Annotated in this window: 17 protein-coding genes; 4 read left to right on the top strand and 13 right to left on the bottom strand. The window is 44.6% G+C overall.

Features of this window, described 5'->3' with window-relative positions; translation table 11 throughout:
• From ACQZ43_RS05845 to mraZ, 5 genes are read right to left on the bottom strand one after another with little or no spacing between them, the layout of a single operon-like run.
• The gene (locus ACQZ43_RS05845; RefSeq protein ID WP_430615022.1) at positions 1-1,461 is read right to left on the bottom strand and encodes a UDP-N-acetylmuramoyl-L-alanyl-D-glutamate--2,6-diaminopimelate ligase; all 1,461 of its coding nucleotides are present in this window, start codon (positions 1,459-1,461) and stop codon (positions 1-3) included.
• Positions 1,458-3,458, bottom strand: coding sequence for a penicillin-binding protein (locus tag ACQZ43_RS05840; protein WP_430615021.1), 2,001 nt, complete (start codon positions 3,456-3,458; stop codon positions 1,458-1,460). The genes ACQZ43_RS05845 and ACQZ43_RS05840 overlap by 4 nt, the downstream gene beginning before the upstream one ends.
• Positions 3,449-3,793, bottom strand: coding sequence for an FtsL-like putative cell division protein (locus ACQZ43_RS05835; RefSeq protein ID WP_430615020.1), 345 nt, complete (start codon positions 3,791-3,793; stop codon positions 3,449-3,451). Before ACQZ43_RS05835 ends, ACQZ43_RS05840 begins: the two co-directional genes overlap by 10 nt.
• Positions 3,794-3,800: 7 nt before the next feature.
• Positions 3,801-4,709: a 16S rRNA (cytosine(1402)-N(4))-methyltransferase RsmH gene (gene rsmH / locus ACQZ43_RS05830; RefSeq protein ID WP_430615019.1), complete on the bottom strand. Its 909-nt coding sequence runs from the start codon at positions 4,707-4,709 to the stop codon at positions 3,801-3,803.
• On the bottom strand, positions 4,702-5,160 hold the full coding sequence (mraZ, locus tag ACQZ43_RS05825) for a division/cell wall cluster transcriptional repressor MraZ (RefSeq protein ID WP_430615018.1): 459 nt from the start codon (positions 5,158-5,160) through the stop codon (positions 4,702-4,704). Before mraZ ends, rsmH begins: the two co-directional genes overlap by 8 nt.
• A gap of 370 nt (positions 5,161-5,530) precedes the next feature.
• Between mraZ and ACQZ43_RS05820 the strand changes: the two genes are divergently transcribed.
• Positions 5,531-6,295, top strand: coding sequence for an alpha/beta fold hydrolase (locus tag ACQZ43_RS05820; protein WP_430615017.1), 765 nt, complete (start codon positions 5,531-5,533; stop codon positions 6,293-6,295).
• A gap of 7 nt (positions 6,296-6,302) precedes the next feature.
• Positions 6,303-6,917: a ribosome biogenesis GTP-binding protein YihA/YsxC gene (yihA, locus tag ACQZ43_RS05815; protein WP_430615015.1), complete on the top strand. Its 615-nt coding sequence runs from the start codon at positions 6,303-6,305 to the stop codon at positions 6,915-6,917.
• A 34-nt stretch (positions 6,918-6,951) separates the two neighbouring features.
• On the opposite strand, the gene gldC is transcribed toward yihA, so the two are convergent.
• Entirely contained in the window at positions 6,952-7,287 is a 336-nt protein-coding gene (gene gldC / locus ACQZ43_RS05810; RefSeq protein ID WP_430615014.1) for a gliding motility protein GldC, read from the bottom strand.
• A gap of 2 nt (positions 7,288-7,289) precedes the next feature.
• On the bottom strand, positions 7,290-8,270 hold the full coding sequence (gene gldB, locus ACQZ43_RS05805) for a gliding motility lipoprotein GldB (RefSeq protein ID WP_430615612.1): 981 nt from the start codon (positions 8,268-8,270) through the stop codon (positions 7,290-7,292).
• Positions 8,271-8,347: 77 nt separating this feature from the next.
• On the opposite strand from gldB, the gene nadE reads away from it, so the two are divergent.
• Positions 8,348-9,163 carry an NAD(+) synthase gene (nadE, locus tag ACQZ43_RS05800; protein WP_430615013.1) on the top strand — a complete coding sequence of 272 codons (816 nt, stop codon included), beginning with the start codon at positions 8,348-8,350 and terminating at the stop codon, positions 9,161-9,163.
• A 69-nt stretch (positions 9,164-9,232) separates the two neighbouring features.
• The gene (locus ACQZ43_RS05795) at positions 9,233-9,826 is read left to right on the top strand and encodes a LuxR C-terminal-related transcriptional regulator (RefSeq protein ID WP_430615012.1); all 594 of its coding nucleotides are present in this window, start codon (positions 9,233-9,235) and stop codon (positions 9,824-9,826) included.
• Here the strand turns inward: ACQZ43_RS05795 and dnaG are convergent.
• From dnaG to ACQZ43_RS05765, 6 genes are all read right to left on the bottom strand, one after another.
• Positions 9,823-11,796: a DNA primase gene (gene dnaG / locus ACQZ43_RS05790; protein ID WP_430615011.1), complete on the bottom strand. Its 1,974-nt coding sequence runs from the start codon at positions 11,794-11,796 to the stop codon at positions 9,823-9,825. The two genes, ACQZ43_RS05795 and dnaG, sit on opposite strands and share 4 nt — an antisense overlap.
• A gap of 89 nt (positions 11,797-11,885) precedes the next feature.
• Positions 11,886-12,950: a hypothetical protein gene (locus ACQZ43_RS05785; RefSeq protein WP_430615010.1), complete on the bottom strand. Its 1,065-nt coding sequence runs from the start codon at positions 12,948-12,950 to the stop codon at positions 11,886-11,888.
• A 21-nt stretch (positions 12,951-12,971) separates the two neighbouring features.
• On the bottom strand, positions 12,972-13,619 hold the full coding sequence (locus ACQZ43_RS05780; RefSeq protein WP_430615008.1) for a hypothetical protein: 648 nt from the start codon (positions 13,617-13,619) through the stop codon (positions 12,972-12,974).
• A complete protein-coding gene (locus ACQZ43_RS05775; RefSeq protein WP_430615007.1) occupies positions 13,598-14,170 on the bottom strand; it encodes an RNA polymerase sigma factor in 573 nt (190 codons plus the stop codon). The genes ACQZ43_RS05780 and ACQZ43_RS05775 overlap by 22 nt, the downstream gene beginning before the upstream one ends.
• A 62-nt stretch (positions 14,171-14,232) precedes the next feature.
• Complete coding sequence (locus ACQZ43_RS05770; protein WP_430615006.1) at positions 14,233-16,614, bottom strand: DUF5686 family protein; 2,382 nt, start codon at positions 16,612-16,614, stop codon at positions 14,233-14,235.
• A 69-nt stretch (positions 16,615-16,683) separates the two neighbouring features.
• Positions 16,684-17,661, bottom strand: coding sequence for a polyprenyl synthetase family protein (locus tag ACQZ43_RS05765; protein WP_430615005.1), 978 nt, complete (start codon positions 17,659-17,661; stop codon positions 16,684-16,686).
• Positions 17,662-17,752: the final 91 nt, after the last annotated feature.

The raw sequence follows: 17,752 nt of genomic DNA, 5'->3' as shown, positions 1-17,752 counted from the left end.
TTATTTACTTAATTGTTCTAGAAATTCTTTCACAATCAATAGATCGTTGAAGTCTGTACGTACTCCACGGATCTCTTGATAAGTTTCATGCCCTTTACCTGCGATCAAAATGATGTCTCCCGTTTGAGCCAACTGACAGGCCGCTTTAATGGCTTGTCTTCGATCTTCGATCACGACTACTTTCTTTTGGTTTTGCAACTCGACACCTGCTTCCATCTCTTTAAGAATCTCATAGGGATCTTCAAAACGCGGATTGTCTGAGGTCAAAATCACTTTATTGCTTTCCGCTGTGGCAATTTGTGCCATCAGTGGTCTTTTTGTCTTATCTCTGTTTCCACCGCAACCCACTACTGCAATCAAGGTTTCGTTGTAGCTGCGTATGCTGTTGATGGTTTTAATCACGTTTTGCAAGGCGTCTGGCGTATGTGCGTAATCGACTATAGCCGTAATCTGGTTGACTACGATATATTGAAAACGTCCAGAAACACTTTGCAATTTGCTGATTTCCACCAGGGCTTCTTGGTCCGATACGCCCAATTCCTTTGCGGTAGCATATACTGCCAAAAGGTTATAGGCATTGAAATCGCCAATTAATTGCACCCATAATTCCTGTTGATTAACGCGCATCAACATACCGGAAAATTGACTTTCCAATATACTGGCTCTGTAATCTGCCATCGATTTCAAGGCATAGGTTCTCACTTTTGCCGCGGTATTTTGCATCATGATGGCGCCGTTTTTGTCGTCGATATTGGTGATGGCAAAAGCGGTTTTCGGCAATTGGTCAAAAAATATTTTCTTGGCATCGCGGTATTCGGCAAAGGTCTTGTGATAGTCCAGATGATCGTGGGAAAGATTCGTAAAAATCCCCCCTTGAAACTGAAGCGCACTCGTTCTTTTCTGAACGATACCGTGCGAGCTGACCTCCATAAAACAATACGCACAACCCTGCTCGACCATCAGGTTTAACCAACGGTTGATCGCGATGGAATCCGGCGTGGTATGACTGGCCGCATAATCGGTCTTGCCCACAGTAACTTTTACGGTAGAGAGCAAGCCCACTTCATAGCCCAAATTGGTAAACAACTGATACAGCAACGAGGCTACCGTGGTTTTGCCATTGGTCCCCGTTACCCCGACCAATTTTAACTTTGAGGAGGGATGGTCGTAGAAATTATCGGCCAATTGCGCCACAGCCAACTGGGTGTCTTGCACTTGGATATAGGTTACTCCAGCCACTAATTCAGCGGGAACCACTTCACACAATATAGCGCGAGCCCCGCCTTCGATGGCTTTTGAAATATAATCGTGTCCGTCTACCTGAGTTCCCTTAATTGCGATAAAAACGGCACTACCCGTTACATCTCTAGAATCAAAGGTCAGGTGGTCGATATCCATAAAAGTGGTTCCCGAAACAAATTCGATGGCTACCTTGTACAATATGTCTTTTAGCTGTTTCACGATAATTCTAATACGATGATTTGATTTTTTTCTATCAACTGCCCTTCTACGATGGACTGTTTTTTTACTTTACCCACTCCTTTTGAAACCACTTTTAATCCCATATTTTCCAATAACGGGATGGCATCCATCACATACATTCCCGTAACATTGGGCATTAGTGCGGTGTTTTTGTGTGCTTCGGTATAATAACTGTTGTAATCTTGAGCCTGCTCTTTGATCAACAGATCGATATTTTTAATTTCCTTGGTAAACGGCACATCGGTAAATATTTTCTGCGCGATGCGCTTAAACACCGGACCGGCTACATCTGCTCCATAATAGCTCTTGGCTCTATTGGGCTTGTGAATGACTACGATGCACGAGTATTTCGGATTGACCGCGGGGAAATAACCGGCAAAAGACGAGGCATAATACATATCCTTTCCCTTACCACCGCCATAATTGACCTGAGCGGTTCCCGTTTTTCCCGACATCGAGAAATTCGGCGAATACAACTTCCGTCCGGTTCCCTTCTTAACCACGTTGGCCAACACGTCCTGTACCTTTGCAATCACTTCCGGAGACGCGATTTGCGGGTTGATTACTTGCTTTTCAAACACTTCAATCGGCTTGTTGAACTCGCGTACTTCCGACACAAAAAGCGGTTTGACCATTTCACCATTGTTCGCCACGGCATTGTACAGTGTCAGCGTTTGTAGCGGAGTCACTGAAAGTCCGTAACCAAATGCCATCCAGGGCAGCGCAATACCGCTCCATCCCTTGGTTCCCGGCTTGGGTATATAAGGCACGCCTTCTCCTTTTAATGCGATTCCCAAAGGTCTGTCCATGCCTATTTTATGCAAATAGTTGGTAAACTGACGCGGGTTGTCTTTATAGGCCTCATTGATCGCTTGCGTAATGACGGTATTGGAAGAAACTTCAAATCCGCGCGCCAGCGAAATTTTGCCATAACCCCCTCTTTTGGAGTCGCGTACATGTCGGCGGTAAAAACTCACGACCCCTTCATGGGTATCGTAAACCGTGGACGTATCTGCTTTTTGATCTTGCAACAAAGCCAATAGACCTGCCAACTTAAAGGTGGATCCGGGTTCGTGTTTTTCCACCACGGCATAATTGACCGTTTCGTAGTAATTCCCGCCGTCGGATCGGCCTAAATTGGAAATGGCCTTGATGGCCCCGGTAGCGGTTTCCATCACGATTACACAACCGTGATCGGCTTCGTAATACTCCAATTGTTTTAACAAGGCGTGATGGGCAATATCTTGTATATACACATCTATGGTCGACACCACATCTTTGCCGTCTTTGGGCTCAACTTCATTTTCGTCGTTGATGGGTTTATAATGGCTGCGCGACATTCTCTGCATCATTCGATGCCCATCAGTACCGCTTAAGTATTGAGAAAAAGCGCCCTCAATTCCCACGCGGGTTGTGGTTTTGTCGTCATTTATACGCTCATAACCTATGGTGCGTTGCGCGATTTTCCCGATGGGATGTTCGCGTATGGTTTTCTGCTCGGTAATCATACCGCCTTTGTTGCTTCCCAATCGAAACAGCGGAAACGACTTGATGCGGATGTACTGGGTATAACTCAGTCCGCGGGTGATAAAGACATAGCGGTTTTTATTGGCACGCCCCGTTCGCAGCAACACTTCAAAATGACTCGAAGGCTTCCCCATCATAACCGAGAGCGAATCCGACAACGGCTTGATGTACTTTTCAAAATCTTCTTGCTTGGAAGCCATCGCATCAAAGCGAATGGTATAGTTCGGAATCGAGGTAGCGAGCAAGCTGCCGTCAGAAGAATAAATATTCCCGCGATTGGCAGGAATATCTTCTTTTTTAACGGTATTATCTTTGGCTTTTTGGCGCAATTCATCCCCCTCCACATACTGAATAGTGATGAGTCTATATACTATCCCAATAACCAAGAGTACCATGACTAAGGAGACCAGGTATATATTCATATAGATATTTTTATTATCTACTGCCATATCTTAAATATTCCTTTTTTTTCTTCTTGAACTACTTTGATCTTTTGCGGTGGAACCATAGAGGGGAAAATCCCTTTTTCTTCCATCTTTCTCGATACGGTAGACTCCATCTTTAACTCCATCAATTCCGATCGGGTATCTACAAATTCCGAACGCAGCTCCTTGACTTCGTGATTCAATTCGGCGATGCGAAAATTCTTGCTTTCGTAATAATGTATGTTTGCAATCATCAAGAGCGACAACACGATCAGGTAAATAATAAACAGCCAGTTTTTCATCGAATTCTCATCGATCAAATACTTGGCTCTTATGATGTTGTATACACTTAATTTCATGCGTGGTCTATTTCTTCTCAGCGATTCTCAATTTTGCCGAACGCGCTCTGTTATTTATTCTAATTTCTTCTGCCGAGGGAACGATTAATTTGCCCAATTGCTTTAAAGGAACCTCGAAGCGTCCGTAGAAGTCCTTTTCGGGTTCTCCTTCAAACATGCCGTTTTTCATAAAGCGCTTGACCAAACGATCCTCCAAGGAGTGGTATGAAATAATACTCAATCGACCGCCGGGCTTCAACAGCTCTTCGCTTTCCTCGAGCATTTCCTTCAATACGTCAATTTCTTGGTTGACCTCAATTCGGATGGCCTGATATATTTGTGCCAATATCTTATGGCTTTTGTGATTCGGTAAAAAACGAGCCAAAATTTCTTTGAGTTGCTCGGAGTTTTTAATCGGGTTTTCCTTACGGGCTTCTGCAATCACACTGGCCATAGCACCGGCATTGTTCAACTCTCCGTAATCGGCCAAAACCCGCTTGACATCGGCTTCGGTATATTCGTTGACTACATTAAATGCGGTAATCCCCCCAGACTGATTCATCCTCATGTCCAGTTCGGCTTCAAAACGGGTCGAAAACCCGCGCTCTGCCACATCAAATTGGTGGGACGAAACCCCCAAATCGCCTAAAATGCCATCTACTTCCTTAATGCCATAAAAGCGCAGATAGCGCTTGATAAAACGAAAATTCTGATTGATCAACGTAAATCGACTGTCGTCTATGGCGTTTTTTAACGCATCGGTATCCTGATCAAAAGCGAATAGCTTTCCATGTTCTCCCAATCTACTTAGGATTTCTCTGGAATGACCGCCGCCTCCGAAAGTGACATCCACATACACTCCGTCTGGTTTGATTGCCAAACCATCTACGCTTTCCTTTAATAAAACCGGATTGTGATACTCGTTTTCGTTACTCATCTAAATTCATATTACCCATTACTTCTTCTGCTAATGCTCCAAAATCAAAATCGTCATTGCTCACGGTCGCCTCATACAGATTTTTATCCCATATTTCTATGATATTCACTTTGGAGGACAAAACGAGGTCTTTCGAAATTTTGGCGAACTCCACCAGGTCTTTCGACACCAATAAGCGTCCGGCATCGTCAATTTCGACCATTTTTACCCCAGCCATAAACTTGCGAATAAAATCATTATTCTTCTTTACAAAACGGTTTAATCCATTGATCTTTGCCATCATTAAATTCCACTCGCCCATCGGCCACAGCTCCAAACAAGGTTCGAACACTGAGCGCTTTAGCACAAAACCATCGGCCATAGTCGGAAGCTGCTTCTTTAATGAAGCAGGAACCGACACCCGTCCTTTGGCGTCTATCTTACACTCGTATGTCCCAATGATTGAAGTCAAAAGTTGAATTGATTTGATTTAATAGCAAATGTAGGTATTTTTTTACCACCTTTTACCACTTTTCCCCACTTTGTTGATAAGTTTTTCCACTTTAACGCTTTTCGCTCCTTTAAAGGGATAACCGGCTCATTAGCAATAAACAAAGTCGCTTGGATAAATCTTAAAAAAACTCTAACACAGCTTGGATTTTACTGTTTAAACCACGGGTAAATCGACGAAAAAAAGGACAAAACCCAAACTTAAAAAAACTTAAAAACGAGGGTTTTTCCCTTGTAAAAGTGTTTCTTTTTTTCATTTTCGCCAATTATGAAAAATTGTAAATTATAAAGTTATATATTTGTATGGATTTAAAAATCGCATAAACTTATACATGGAGCGAACTTTAAAAGAAGAAAGTAAATACCGTTATTATGAGGTAGGAGAAGGTATTCCTATAATTATACTTCACGGTTTGATGGGAGGATTGAGTAACTTCGATGGGGTGAGCAATTTTTTCCCGAAAGCAGGTTATAAAGTAGTCATTCCAGAACTGCCCTTATATACAAATAACATTTTAAAAACCAACGTTAAGGCTTTTTCAAAATTTGTCAAAGACTTTATTACGTACAAGGGTTACAACGAGGTCATCCTATTGGGAAATTCATTAGGAGGGCATATTGCATTGTACCATGCCAAGATGTATCCAGAAAAGGTAAAAGCCTTGGTATTAACGGGAAGTTCAGGTCTTTATGAAAGTGCTATGGGTGACAGTTATCCCAAGCGCGGCGATTACGAATACATCAAGAAAAAGGCACAGGACGTCTTTTACGACCCGGAAATTGCGACCAAAGAATTGGTAGACGATGTCTTTGCTACGGTAAACGATCGGATTAAACTGATCAAGACCCTCACCATTGCCAAAAGTGCCATCAGACACAATATGTCTAAGGACTTGCCCAAGATACACATCCCGACTTGTTTGATCTGGGGAAGAAACGACCAGGTAACCCCACCGGAGGTCGCTTTAGAGTTTCACGAACTGCTGCCGGATTCCGATTTGTTTTGGATCGAAAAATGCGGTCATGCTGCCATGATGGAATGCCCCAACGAATTCAATGAATTGTTTTTAAAATGGCTAAAAAGCCGCAATATATAATCTGAGCATGAAAATAAATACCGCAGAATTTATCATAAGCAATTCAGATGTTACTAAATGCCCAAAAGAGATGCTACCGGAATACGCCTTTATCGGTCGATCCAATGTAGGAAAGTCTTCTTTAATCAACATGCTTACCAACCAGAAGCACTTAGCAAAAACATCCAGCAAGCCGGGGAAAACCCAGCTGATCAATCACTTTAAAATCAATTCCAATTGGTTTTTAGTCGATTTGCCGGGCTATGGTTATGCCAAGGTTTCCAAAAAGACCAAATCGACCTTTCAACGCTTTATCACGGACTATTTCGAAAGAAGAGAGCAGCTTATTGCCGCCTTTGTTTTGATCGACATACGCCACGATGCGCAAGCTATCGATTTGGATTTTATCAACTATCTCGGCGAGAGCGAAATTCCCTTTGCGATCATCTTTACGAAAGCCGATAAAATCGGAAAGACAAAAATTCAACAACACATCGCTGCGTATACCAAATCGATTTTGGCGAACAATTGGGCAGAAATGCCTCAGTACTTCATCACCTCTGCCACGGAAGGCTTGGGAAAAGAAGAGGTGTTGCAATACATAGACGAAATCAACCACGAACTGTTTAAAAACGGTAATTAGCATAAAAAAAAGAGACTCTCCCGAGTCTCTTTTTTTATTTGGTCAATTCCAGTTTCTCTGCGAAGTAATCGCAAAAATCTCTCATTGTTGCGGCCATTTTGTCTTCATCAGTAGCTCTTTCGAAGGTATCGGCCATCGCTACTAGGGTTTGATGAAAGAACAACTTCATCTCATCTACCGGCATATCTTTAGTCCACAGGTCTATACGAAGCGTTTCCTGCGTATTGCTATCCCATACAGACAGCAACATCGCCTTGGCTATAGCGCGATCAATTCCCCCGTCCTTTGCCGACCAATTCAATTTTTCCGGAACTCTATTTTCATCTAATTCTACCTGGATATTAATCTCAGACGTATGTTTTGCACTCATGTTTACTTTTTTGGTTTATATCGCGATTGTTCAAAAATCTCCTTGGCATCCATTTGCAAAAGAGTCTGCAAAGTTACATTATTATTTTTCATATAGGAACGCACAATTTGCCATCCCAACCAAGCACCCGTTCTTCCGGGCGAATCCGCATCGATATCGAGGTAGTATTTGGAAAAGGGACTCGGCTGAATAAAACGCGTTTGCAGTTTGTAATCGGTGCTGTACAGCAATTTGTCGTTGACAAAATACCGCCACATCTGCTCTTCATTAGCGATACACCACTTCAACTGCTCTTGGGTATACATCACAATCACCTCGTCTGAAAGCTCAGGCAACAATTGCTGTTTGGCATAGAGCAACTTCCCTTGGAAAATCATTTGTCCCAATAGGGTTTTATCCTGCACTCGAGCGATTTTCGTGCTGATAAAGGCATCGGCTACGTCTGGCAAGATTTGATCGGCTTCAAATTCCGGTCGCAGGTACTCGGGAAAGCCCTGATAAAAGCGGTGGTCCTTGCCCAAATAGGTGTCCAGTGAAATCAGTACCAAGGAGTCGGCATAAATTGCCTTGGACTCGATGTCGACCTCGGAGATCAGCGTGATTACCCGCTTGGGGTTTTCCTCGGGATAATAGTGTTTGATGTGCTGAAACAAGCCCTTTAAGCCCAGCGCTACTTGATCGAGGTTGTCAAATTTCTTTTGCACCTCATCGTGTAATTCGACAAATAGGGTATCCGCCTTCTTTTCCATCCAAAACGCATCGTCAAACTGAGCGGGAAACAGAAAGGGAAAGCGCTTTTTTAAAGCGGGAAAATCCGCCGTAGGGGTATCGTAAAACAACTGGTCAAAGCGCTCGATTTTAAAATCGACGGGGATCTCTGATATCGATGCATCCACACCTTTCTTATCGGAACACGAAAACAGAAAAAAGCCCATTAAGCCGGCTAACAAATAATTAATTTTAGTAAATTTGGAAAAACACATCATGTTGTTGGTAAAATTATCTTTTAGTACTTACCTGCAAATATAATATAGAATCTTAACGATTGATTGATTCCCTTATGAAAACTCCAACTTTTAACGCTGCTGCTATTTCCGAACACATTATTGACTGGTTAAAAAACTACGCAGAACAGGCGGGAGTCCGAGGATTCGTCATCGGTATATCCGGTGGGATCGATTCGGCGGTAACCTCGACGTTATGCGCGCGAACCGGCTTGCCGACACTTTGTCTCGAAATGCCGATTCATCAGGCTGAAAGTCAGGTTTCGCGGGGGCGAGAGCATTTGGAATTTTTAAAAGCGCAGTTTCCCAATGTACAAACCGACTTGGCCGACCTCACGGCTACTTTTGAGGTGTTTCAACAAGCCCTGCCCGCCGCAGCTTCGCCTGCGGACGACGACGTCTGGCGTCTAACCTTGGCGAATACGCGTGCGCGCTTGCGCATGACTACGCTCTATTACTTTGCGGGTATGCATCGCGCCTTGGTCGTGGGAACGGGAAATAAAATTGAGGACTTCGGCGTGGGATTCTTTACCAAATACGGCGATGGCGGTGTTGATTTGAGTCCGATTGCCGATTTGTTAAAATCAGAGGTACGACAGCTGGGCCACTTTCTAAATGTGCCAAGCAGCATCATTCAAGCCAAGCCCACCGACGGTTTGTTTGGCGACGACCGCAGTGACGAAGATCAGTTGGGAGCCAACTATGACGAACTCGAAAAGGCGATGCACGCCAGTGACCAAGGCTTAAGCGCAGCTGATTTGAGTGGCCGTGACCGCGAGGTTTTCGAGATTTACAAACGCCTTAATCGCATCAATCAACACAAAATACAGCCAATTCCCGTTTGCATAATACCGGAAAATTTAAAAAAATAAGTCAAGCCAACCGCTGATTATATGCGAAATTTTTAGTAATTTTAACAAATCACTTACGTATATTCAGTTATGGCAACAATAATTGCAGCTGATAGTCAGCCGGTTTGTATCTTAGGGCTTCGCTCACATTTTGAAAAGAGTTTGAGCTTTGCTTTAACTAAAGAAGTCGTGAGTTTTGCCGAGTTAAAATCGGCCTTGGCTCAATTGGCTTACGATATTATCATACTGGATTTGCACATCAAGGGCTATCGCAATTTAAAGGATATTCAAACCTTGCGCCAACTGGCTCCCGGTTCTAAAATTGTCGTTTTTACCACGGTGCAACCTGCGTATTTCGAAAGTGCTTTACTCAAATATGGCGCGGACTTATACGTGGAAAAAACCAAGAGTCTCCAATACCTCGAATCGCATATAGAGCAGCTGCTACATCAACCGGACTACGGCAAAGCTTCCCCTTATGAGTCGCCGGTAAAGCTGTTGTCCGGTCGGGAACTCGAGGTGTTGCAACTGCTGGCTCAAGGCCTTAAGAACAAGGAAATCGGCACTAAATTACAACTCAACGAAAAAACCATCTCCACCTATAAATTGCGCTTGCTGACGAAACTCGAAGTCAGCAATACCTTAGATTTGGTTCAAAAAGCCCAGCTCACCGGTATCCTCTAGCGGTATCTCGAGGTTACCTGTCCCAATTTTTCCGAAAAGCTGTGGGTTAATTTGGAGTAATCCATCACCATCAACAGGGTTTCGGTATAGTCTACCGCTCCACCTCCAGCTAAGGATTCCTTTAATTCATTGATGATGCTGTTGACCAAAAACAACCGCAATGTCAGTATGTTTTCCGACACGTATTGCTCAATGCTTTGGTCTTTGAGTTTGACAAAGATATTCTGCTCTTCCCAACGGTGCAATACATCGCGCTCCTCTTCCATGATAATACCGGTTACCTCTTGAGCCAAATCGGGTTCTAAGCGCATCAAATATGCCTCCAAGCTCCATTCGGGATTGGAGTGGTAAAAGCCCATAATATCGGTATATATCTTCTGAAACAACGGATTGGTCAGCTCTACCTCATCTTCCTGCAAACTCAAATACACCCGTTCGTATACCTTGTACTTCTCCTTGTGATTGACCTCCACGATTTCGTCGTCTTCGTTGGTCTGTAGTAAAACCTCGGTAAACTCCTCCTCACATTGTCCGTACAACAGGAGAATCTCGATGATTTTGCGCTCGAGTAAATACAGTATATCCACTTTGTCGGGCGTCTCACTCTCGTCGCGAACCACTTCGAGCTCGCGCTTCTCTTCTACGTATTTCTTATTGGCATCGGCCAGTTCTTTTTTGCCGATTTGCGCCAGGGTACTAAACAACACCTCTTCGGAGATGTCCATGATGCGCGAACACTCCTGCACGTAAACCTCTTGCTTGATCGTGTCTGGGATTTTAGAAATGCTGTTGACCATATCCCTGATGAGTTCGGCCTTTTTGATGGGATCATCTTTTGCCTCATCCATCAATAGCGACGCCTTAAAGCGGATAAAATCCTTGGCGTTTTCCTCAAAATAGCGCTGCAATTGCTCTAAGGAGTTCTTGCGGGCGAAACTATCGGGATCCTCGCCTTGTGGAAAGGAGCACACCCGAACGTTCATACCCGCTTCGAGAATTAAGTCGATACCGCGAACCGAGGCGCGCAGACCCGCTGCATCGCCGTCAAAGAGCACGGTGATATTTTTTGTCAAGCGATTGATCAAGCGAATTTGATCGGTAGTTAGGGCCGTACCCGATGAGGAAACCACATTGTGAATCCCCGACTGATACAACTGAATCACGTCGGTATAGCCTTCGACCAAGTAGCAATTGTCTTGTTTGGCTATTTCTTGCTTGGCATGAAAAATCCCATACAACACCTTGCTCTTGTGGTAGATGTCACTCTCGGGCGAATTCAGGTATTTGGCCGCCTTTTTATCGGCGGTGAGTATACGTCCACCAAAACCGAGCACCCGTCCAGACATACTCTGTATTGGAAACATGACACGCCCTTTGAAACGGTCGAATTTTTTGTCGTCTTTGACGATGGTCAATCCGGTTTTATCCAAGTATTCCAACTGATACCCCTTGGCCAGTGCTTCATTGGTAAAAGCGTCCCAGGCATCGGGAGAATACCCCAGGTTAAACCGCTCTATGGTTTCGGTGGTAAACCCCCTTTCCTTAAAATAGCTCAAGCCAATGGCCTTGCCCTCTTCGGATTCGACCAGGGTTTGGTGGAAATACTTCTTGGCGTACTCCGAAACCAAAAACATGCTTTCCTTTTCGTTGAGTTGCTCTTTCTCTTCGTTGGATTGCTGGGTTTCTTCAATTTCGATATTGTACTTTCTCGCGAGGTATCGAATGGCCTCGGGATAGCTAAAATGCTCGTGTTCCATTAAAAAAGCAACCGCGTTACCGCCTTTGCCCGAACTGAAATCCTTCCAAATTTGCTTGACTGGCGACACCATAAAAGAGGGCGTTTTCTCACTTACAAAAGGACTTAACCCCTTGTAGTTCGCACCGGACTTCTTCAGATTGACAAAATCGCCAATCACTTCCTCCACACGAGCCACATCAAAAACGGTATCTATGGTACTTTTTGAAATCATCTTACATCTTTTATTTGCTGTTCACAAAGATACGAGCTAATTACAAAAGTAAAAACACCTCTTGCCATGTCTTTTACCACAATCGCTCCTTAATACAAATCGATGCGCATCCCCAAAGATATATTGTTTTGTTTGATCTCATTGTTTTTAAAAAGGGGACTTAAATCGTATTTCGAATACAGGCTCAACGATCGATAACCGATGTAAGCACTGAGGCCATAGACCAAATCATTGGTCGCATAATCGCCTTTATCCTTGACTTTGTGCGTGCGTCCATCTTCTTTGTATTTGACGATTTGCTTGGTTTTTACGTTCGCCCCGACATAGCCTCCCACTCCGATTCGAAGTTTTCTATAGGCGCTAAAAATCTTTTTAGAACCGTCTTCGGACAGTACTGTTGGCGAAAAATCGAATTCCAAGTGAATGGGAACCACCAAGTTTAAATTGCGAAACCTCGAGTCGCGAAGGTTTTTATCGTGTTGTTCCAACAGGGTCTCTTCTTCATTTTTTACAAAATACCGATTATCCGTAGCCCTGAGGTTGTTGTACATCATCGATACGCCGTATTTGATATGCAAAAGATTGTCGTCTTTTCTCAGTCGGGTGGTATAGCTCCAGCCCCATTCGTAAAAATGCGAGCCCCAATACCTAAAGTCCGAATTGCCCAACGCCCCTTGGGTGAGCACGTTGTTTACCCCCATGGCAAAAACCGTTTGCGAAGCGGTACGCTTGGTGGAGCGTTCGATGTCTAGAATCTTTATTTTAGTCGAAGGTAGCGCCAGCGTTTCGGCTTTTACCTCCGTGCTGTCGACCTCAACAGCGGTTGACTGAGCCAAAGCCGCGGTGACTTTATCCTTGACCAATGCGTCGAGTCGCTTCTTCTCGTTTTGAATGCGCTGCTCCATGTTCTTGGCGTGCAAATCGGCGGCTTCGCGCTTTTTTAATTGCGCCTCCTCATAGCTAAACTGCCCCTTTTCCAGATTTTCATTGATTTGGTCTACTTTTTCCACTAGTATACTTCGCTCTTCTCGAGCAATGGCTTCCATGTTCTCAGTGAGCGCTAATACCTCAGCTTCGAATTTTTTCTCCTGGGCGCGGATGCCGCCCAAAAACAGGCAGCTTCCCAGCAATACATATAAATATTTTGTTTGCATAATTTTATTTATAGCGGGTTATTACTCGTAATTTCTATTGGCAAAATTGGTTCGGGCTTCCTTAAAATTTCGCTTGATCTGCTCGAATACCGTTTCGCGGTACTCGGCCTTTAGTTCAAACTCCACTTCGCGCAACAAGGCGTTGGAGTCGATTTTAAAACCGTTTGCAGGAGTCTTTTCCAAGGCAGCGGCTAGGATTAGATCCAAATCCGCCAACGGCTCCACAACTGCGACAGTCGCAGCAGGGTCTATAGCGGGCTTAGGCTTGACCTCGCTGACATACTCCCGCCCGGTTGCTCTGGGCGGCTTCGGAGTCGCGGCGACCCAAGCTGGCTCGGCAACCGCCGAATCAACCACCGAACTGCCTTTGCCTTCCTCACTTTCCGAGGGATGGGCCACCTCGACCTGCGGATGGCTTTGTAGCTGCTGTAGCGGATCGGCGTTCCCTCGATGATCGGCCGTCGAAAACAACAGCATGGCCCCACCTCCTAACAACACCAACACACTTGCGGCAATCCAAAGTCGCGTAGCCCAGGTTTTCCTTCGTTCCAATCGATCGGACCGATCCAGTTTATCCGCTATGGCATTCCAGAGGTCGGCAGATGGCTCGACCGTATGATAGTCGAGCTGTTCTTTTATTTTTTGTTCTATTTTTCGCCACTCTTCCATCGGACTCTATTTTTAGTGATCAATTGCTGTTGTAATATTTTTCGAGCATGCGCTAATTGCGATTTTGAAGTACCCGCTTGAATTCCGAGTAGTTCAGCGATTTCGACGTGTTTATATCCTTCGACGACAAAGAGATTAAACACCGTCTGCATCCCCAAGGGCAATTGCGCTATAAACCCTTCGAGCTCTTCCAAGGTAAAATCGGCTTCGCAGTCGGCTTCGGCTTCCTCCACCTCAGAGAAGCGACATTCTTCCAAGAAGAGCATTTCCCTTTGACTGCGCAAGAAAGACAGGGATTCATTGACCATGATTCGTCGAATCCAGCCTTCAAAACTCCCCTTATTTTCAAAGCGGTCAAGCTGCTGAAAAACCTTGACAAACCCACCAACCATCACGTGTTCTGCCTGTTGAACATCTCGAATATATCGCCTGCAAACCCCCAACATTTGGGGCGCGTAGCGATAGTAGGCTTCACTTTGTGCCTTCCGATCGTTGTTCTTCAACAGATCGAGGAGTTCTAGAGGATTGGCGGTTAAGGAAATAATTTTCAAATCTTATCAAATCTATTAAGGCGATTAAACGTTGTAATGGGATCTTAAACTCGCTGTCTCCATCACTCTAAAGCGAAGGTAAAAGCCAGCTTTAGGGCGATGTTGTCTTGTAATCCAGGATGCGCATAGGGTCCGTACCGGTAAAATACTCCCGCACCTATCGAGGCCAGGCTCATCGAATTGTTGGAGAGCAAATTGCCCAACTGCAGACCGGTTTCCATAAACACCTTATTCTTTAGTTGAGTAGCGCTGCCTTCGTAGGGCGCTTTGGTGGAAAGATCGCCCCAGCTAAAATTATTGTGCCAAATGATATGGGGTTGAAAAGAGCCTTGTTTAAACAATAAGGCACCAAAATTGTGTGTGCTAAACAAATTGACATAGCGATCGGATAAAAACTCGTAGAGGTCCATCGTCTGAAAATGGTTTTTGCTCAGCACGGGAATCTTTTTGCTAAAACCACCTTCTCCGGTAAACATCAGCCCGTAAGGCAGGGCCGTGTCTACATAACCCGCCTCCACTCTATAAGAAGTCTTGCCGATGTTTTTAAGAAAAAAAGACTGCTCTACTGCGGCTTCTACTTTGTTGAACGCCAAACTGCCGTCAAACACCCCTTCCAGTCCTCGGGAGTATGAGAGGTAAAAAACGGGGTAAGCCGTTCCCATACTGAGATGCTGTTTGCCCGTATGTATGAGTTTCTCCTTATAGGCATACCTCAAATGCACCGACAACTGGGTATTGTTATACGGTTCAAATGGCTCAACCGGAGTGTCCAACAGGTATTTTGGGGTAATTCTCGCATGCAGTAAGGACAGGTGCCACTGGGTATAGCGCCACATTCGAAACCCCAGGTTTAAGCGGGTTTCTTCTACCTGATCCAGGCGATACGCCATATAGTTTCGCAAATTGATCAAAGTCGGCTCACTAAGATCAAACTCATGCTTGTCCACTTCTGTCAAATTGTTTTGATAGCTCGCTCCTACGGTAAAATCTCGCGCAGCGTTCCCTTTATAAATCACTTCGCCACCGTACTTCCATTGGTAATCCCGTAAGCCGTATCCGACAAAACCGCCCAATATCACCTTCTTAAAAACACTTTCATTGGTATAGGCACCAAATCCCAACCGCCAACCTTCGTACTGATTGTACATCAGCATCTTGCTGAAGTCCAAATCCCAGTACTTAAAACCAATCTTTCCAGACGGCGTTTTTTCCAAGGAGTTCAGCAGCGCGTCGAAGTGGTGTTTTTTGCCTATGCTGTCGATCACCGCATAGGTCTTGATTTCTGATGTACTGAGTTCGGCGCGTCTATAGCGCTCCCAAAAAGCGGTATCGCGTTGGTTGGCATCTGGATCCATCTGAAGGCTGATGTTTCCGAACTCCTTTTTCTCCAAAGGCAAGTCCACTTGTACCTGATCGATATAGCTCTTTCCTTCCGCGACTATGTTTTCTGTACTTCCCCCTGTACTTCCCCAGATAACCGTATAGTTTAACTGTTCGGGAAACCAGTATTTACCCGCTACAAACGCGTACTGTTGTTGAATTTTTAAATCGATATCGCCCTTTTGAAAAGGCGTTGCAATCACATTTTGTAGGGCGAACTGATTGGTATTGACATACAGCACTCCTTTAAGGCCCTCAAAATTCTTGTTGGGCAAGGGTCTAAAGGAGATTAAGTGAACGGTATCGCCGCCTTGAGCCCAGCTGTCTTCCAAGGTAAATCGATATTTGGTAAGGGTTCCCTTGCTGATCGGGTTTAGGTAGTGCACGTTGAGCAATTCGATGTGCTCGCGATAGAAAGAAAAGGGTTGGAGGTCTGTGGCTAGGGCAGCGAAAGTCGGGTTTTTAAGCCCGGATACTCGAGTGGCCTTAATCACCTCTTCACTCCAGTCGGGCGCGAGAAACTTGCGTTCAGACACCGACTCCATCAGAAACAGATTGGCACCTTGTAGTTTTGCCTTTAAGGCGACGGTATCAGTCCGATTAAGGCTTTTGATGTCCACTACCACTTTGTTGTAGGACGTATATCGAAATGCGTTGATTTTCTCGGGGTTGTTGCGGTCTTTATTGAGCAGTACTTTTCTGATAATCGCATTGGCGGGATTCTCGGAGAGCGGCACCCACAATTCGTCTAATTGCTGAACACTCGGCTGCATCTCCAAGCGCAGGTTGGTTTGCCCGGCCTTGACCTCAGCACTTATGGCGGTGTACCCTATATAACTGCTGCTCACCGAACTTATGGCTTGGGAGGCGTGGAAGGTAAATCGGCCGTCTATATCGGTCATCACTGCCCAAAGCGGGTTGTGGTTAAAGACCACCGTGGCGAAAGCCAACGGTTCCTGACTTTGTCCATCTACCACTTGTCCGACGATATGCAGCGGTTGTGCCACGACGTCAAGGCTGAGAAAGGCAAAAAACAACAGTAGTATATACGTGATATTTTTCATTGAAGTCGGTGTGAGTTATACACATAAGACGTCAATAAAACGAAAAGGTTGCACAAAAATTAAAAAAAATTATTTTTTCCTTTCAATTACGTAATTAACCATCAAGACCAAGGCCTCTTTATACGGGGAATTTGGGAAATTATTTAACAGGAGAAGGGCCTCTTGTTGAAACTCGATCATTTTTTGCTCGGCGTAGATCAAGCCCTGTTTTTGTTTGACAAAGGCAATGACCTCGCGCACGCGCTTCTTGTCTTTATTGTGATTTTTCACCGAATTGATCAGCCAGCGCTTTTCCTTTTTATCGGCGTGGTTCAAGGCATAGATCAGGGGTAAGGTCATCTTTTGTTCTTTGATATCAATTCCGGTCGGTTTTCCGATGGGTCCATCGGTATAATCGAACAAATCGTCTTTAATTTGGAAAGCCATACCGATGAGTTCTCCGAATTTTCTCATTTTTTCGATCCATTCGGAATGTTCTGGCAGTACGGAGGCGGCACCTAGGGCACAGCAGGCCGCGATAAGAGTAGCGGTCTTTTGACGGATGATTTCGTAATACACCTCTTCGGTAATATCCAATCGCCGCGCCTTTTCGATTTGAAGCAATTCGCCCTCGCTCATCTCTCGAACAGCGACCGAGATTATTCTCAGCAAATCAAAATCGTTATTGTCAATCGATAACAGCAGTCCTTTCGACAGCAAGTAATCGCCCACCAAAACGGCTATTTTGTTTTTCCACAAGGCATTTAGAGAGAAGAAACCCCTGCGCTTGTTACTGTCGTCCACCACATCGTCATGCACCAAGGTGGCCGTGTGTATCAGTTCGATAACCGAGGCCCCTCTATAGGTGCGCTCATTGACTTCGCCCGCAACCATTTTGGCCGTGAGGAAGACGAACATCGGTCGCATCTGTTTCCCCTTGCGGTTGACAATATAATAAGTGATTCTATTGAGTAGGGCTACTTTAGAAGCCATAGACTTGTGAAACTTTTTTTCAAAAAGTTCCATTTCCGTTAAAATAGGCTGTTTTATTTGCTCAACTATATTCATCGTAGTCAAATTTACAATTTTTAAGGCGTAAACAAACTTTTTAAAAAAAATATTACTCAAAAGTCGGCTTTCCAAAAACAGTTAGCGACTT

It is taken from the genome of Flavobacterium sp. JP2137, assembly GCF_050562195.1.
In the GTDB taxonomy this organism is placed as follows: Bacteria; Bacteroidota; Bacteroidia; order Flavobacteriales; family Flavobacteriaceae; genus Flavobacterium.
The sequence above is the reverse complement of the archived record's forward strand: the minus strand, read 5'-3'. Positions and strand labels throughout refer to the sequence as shown.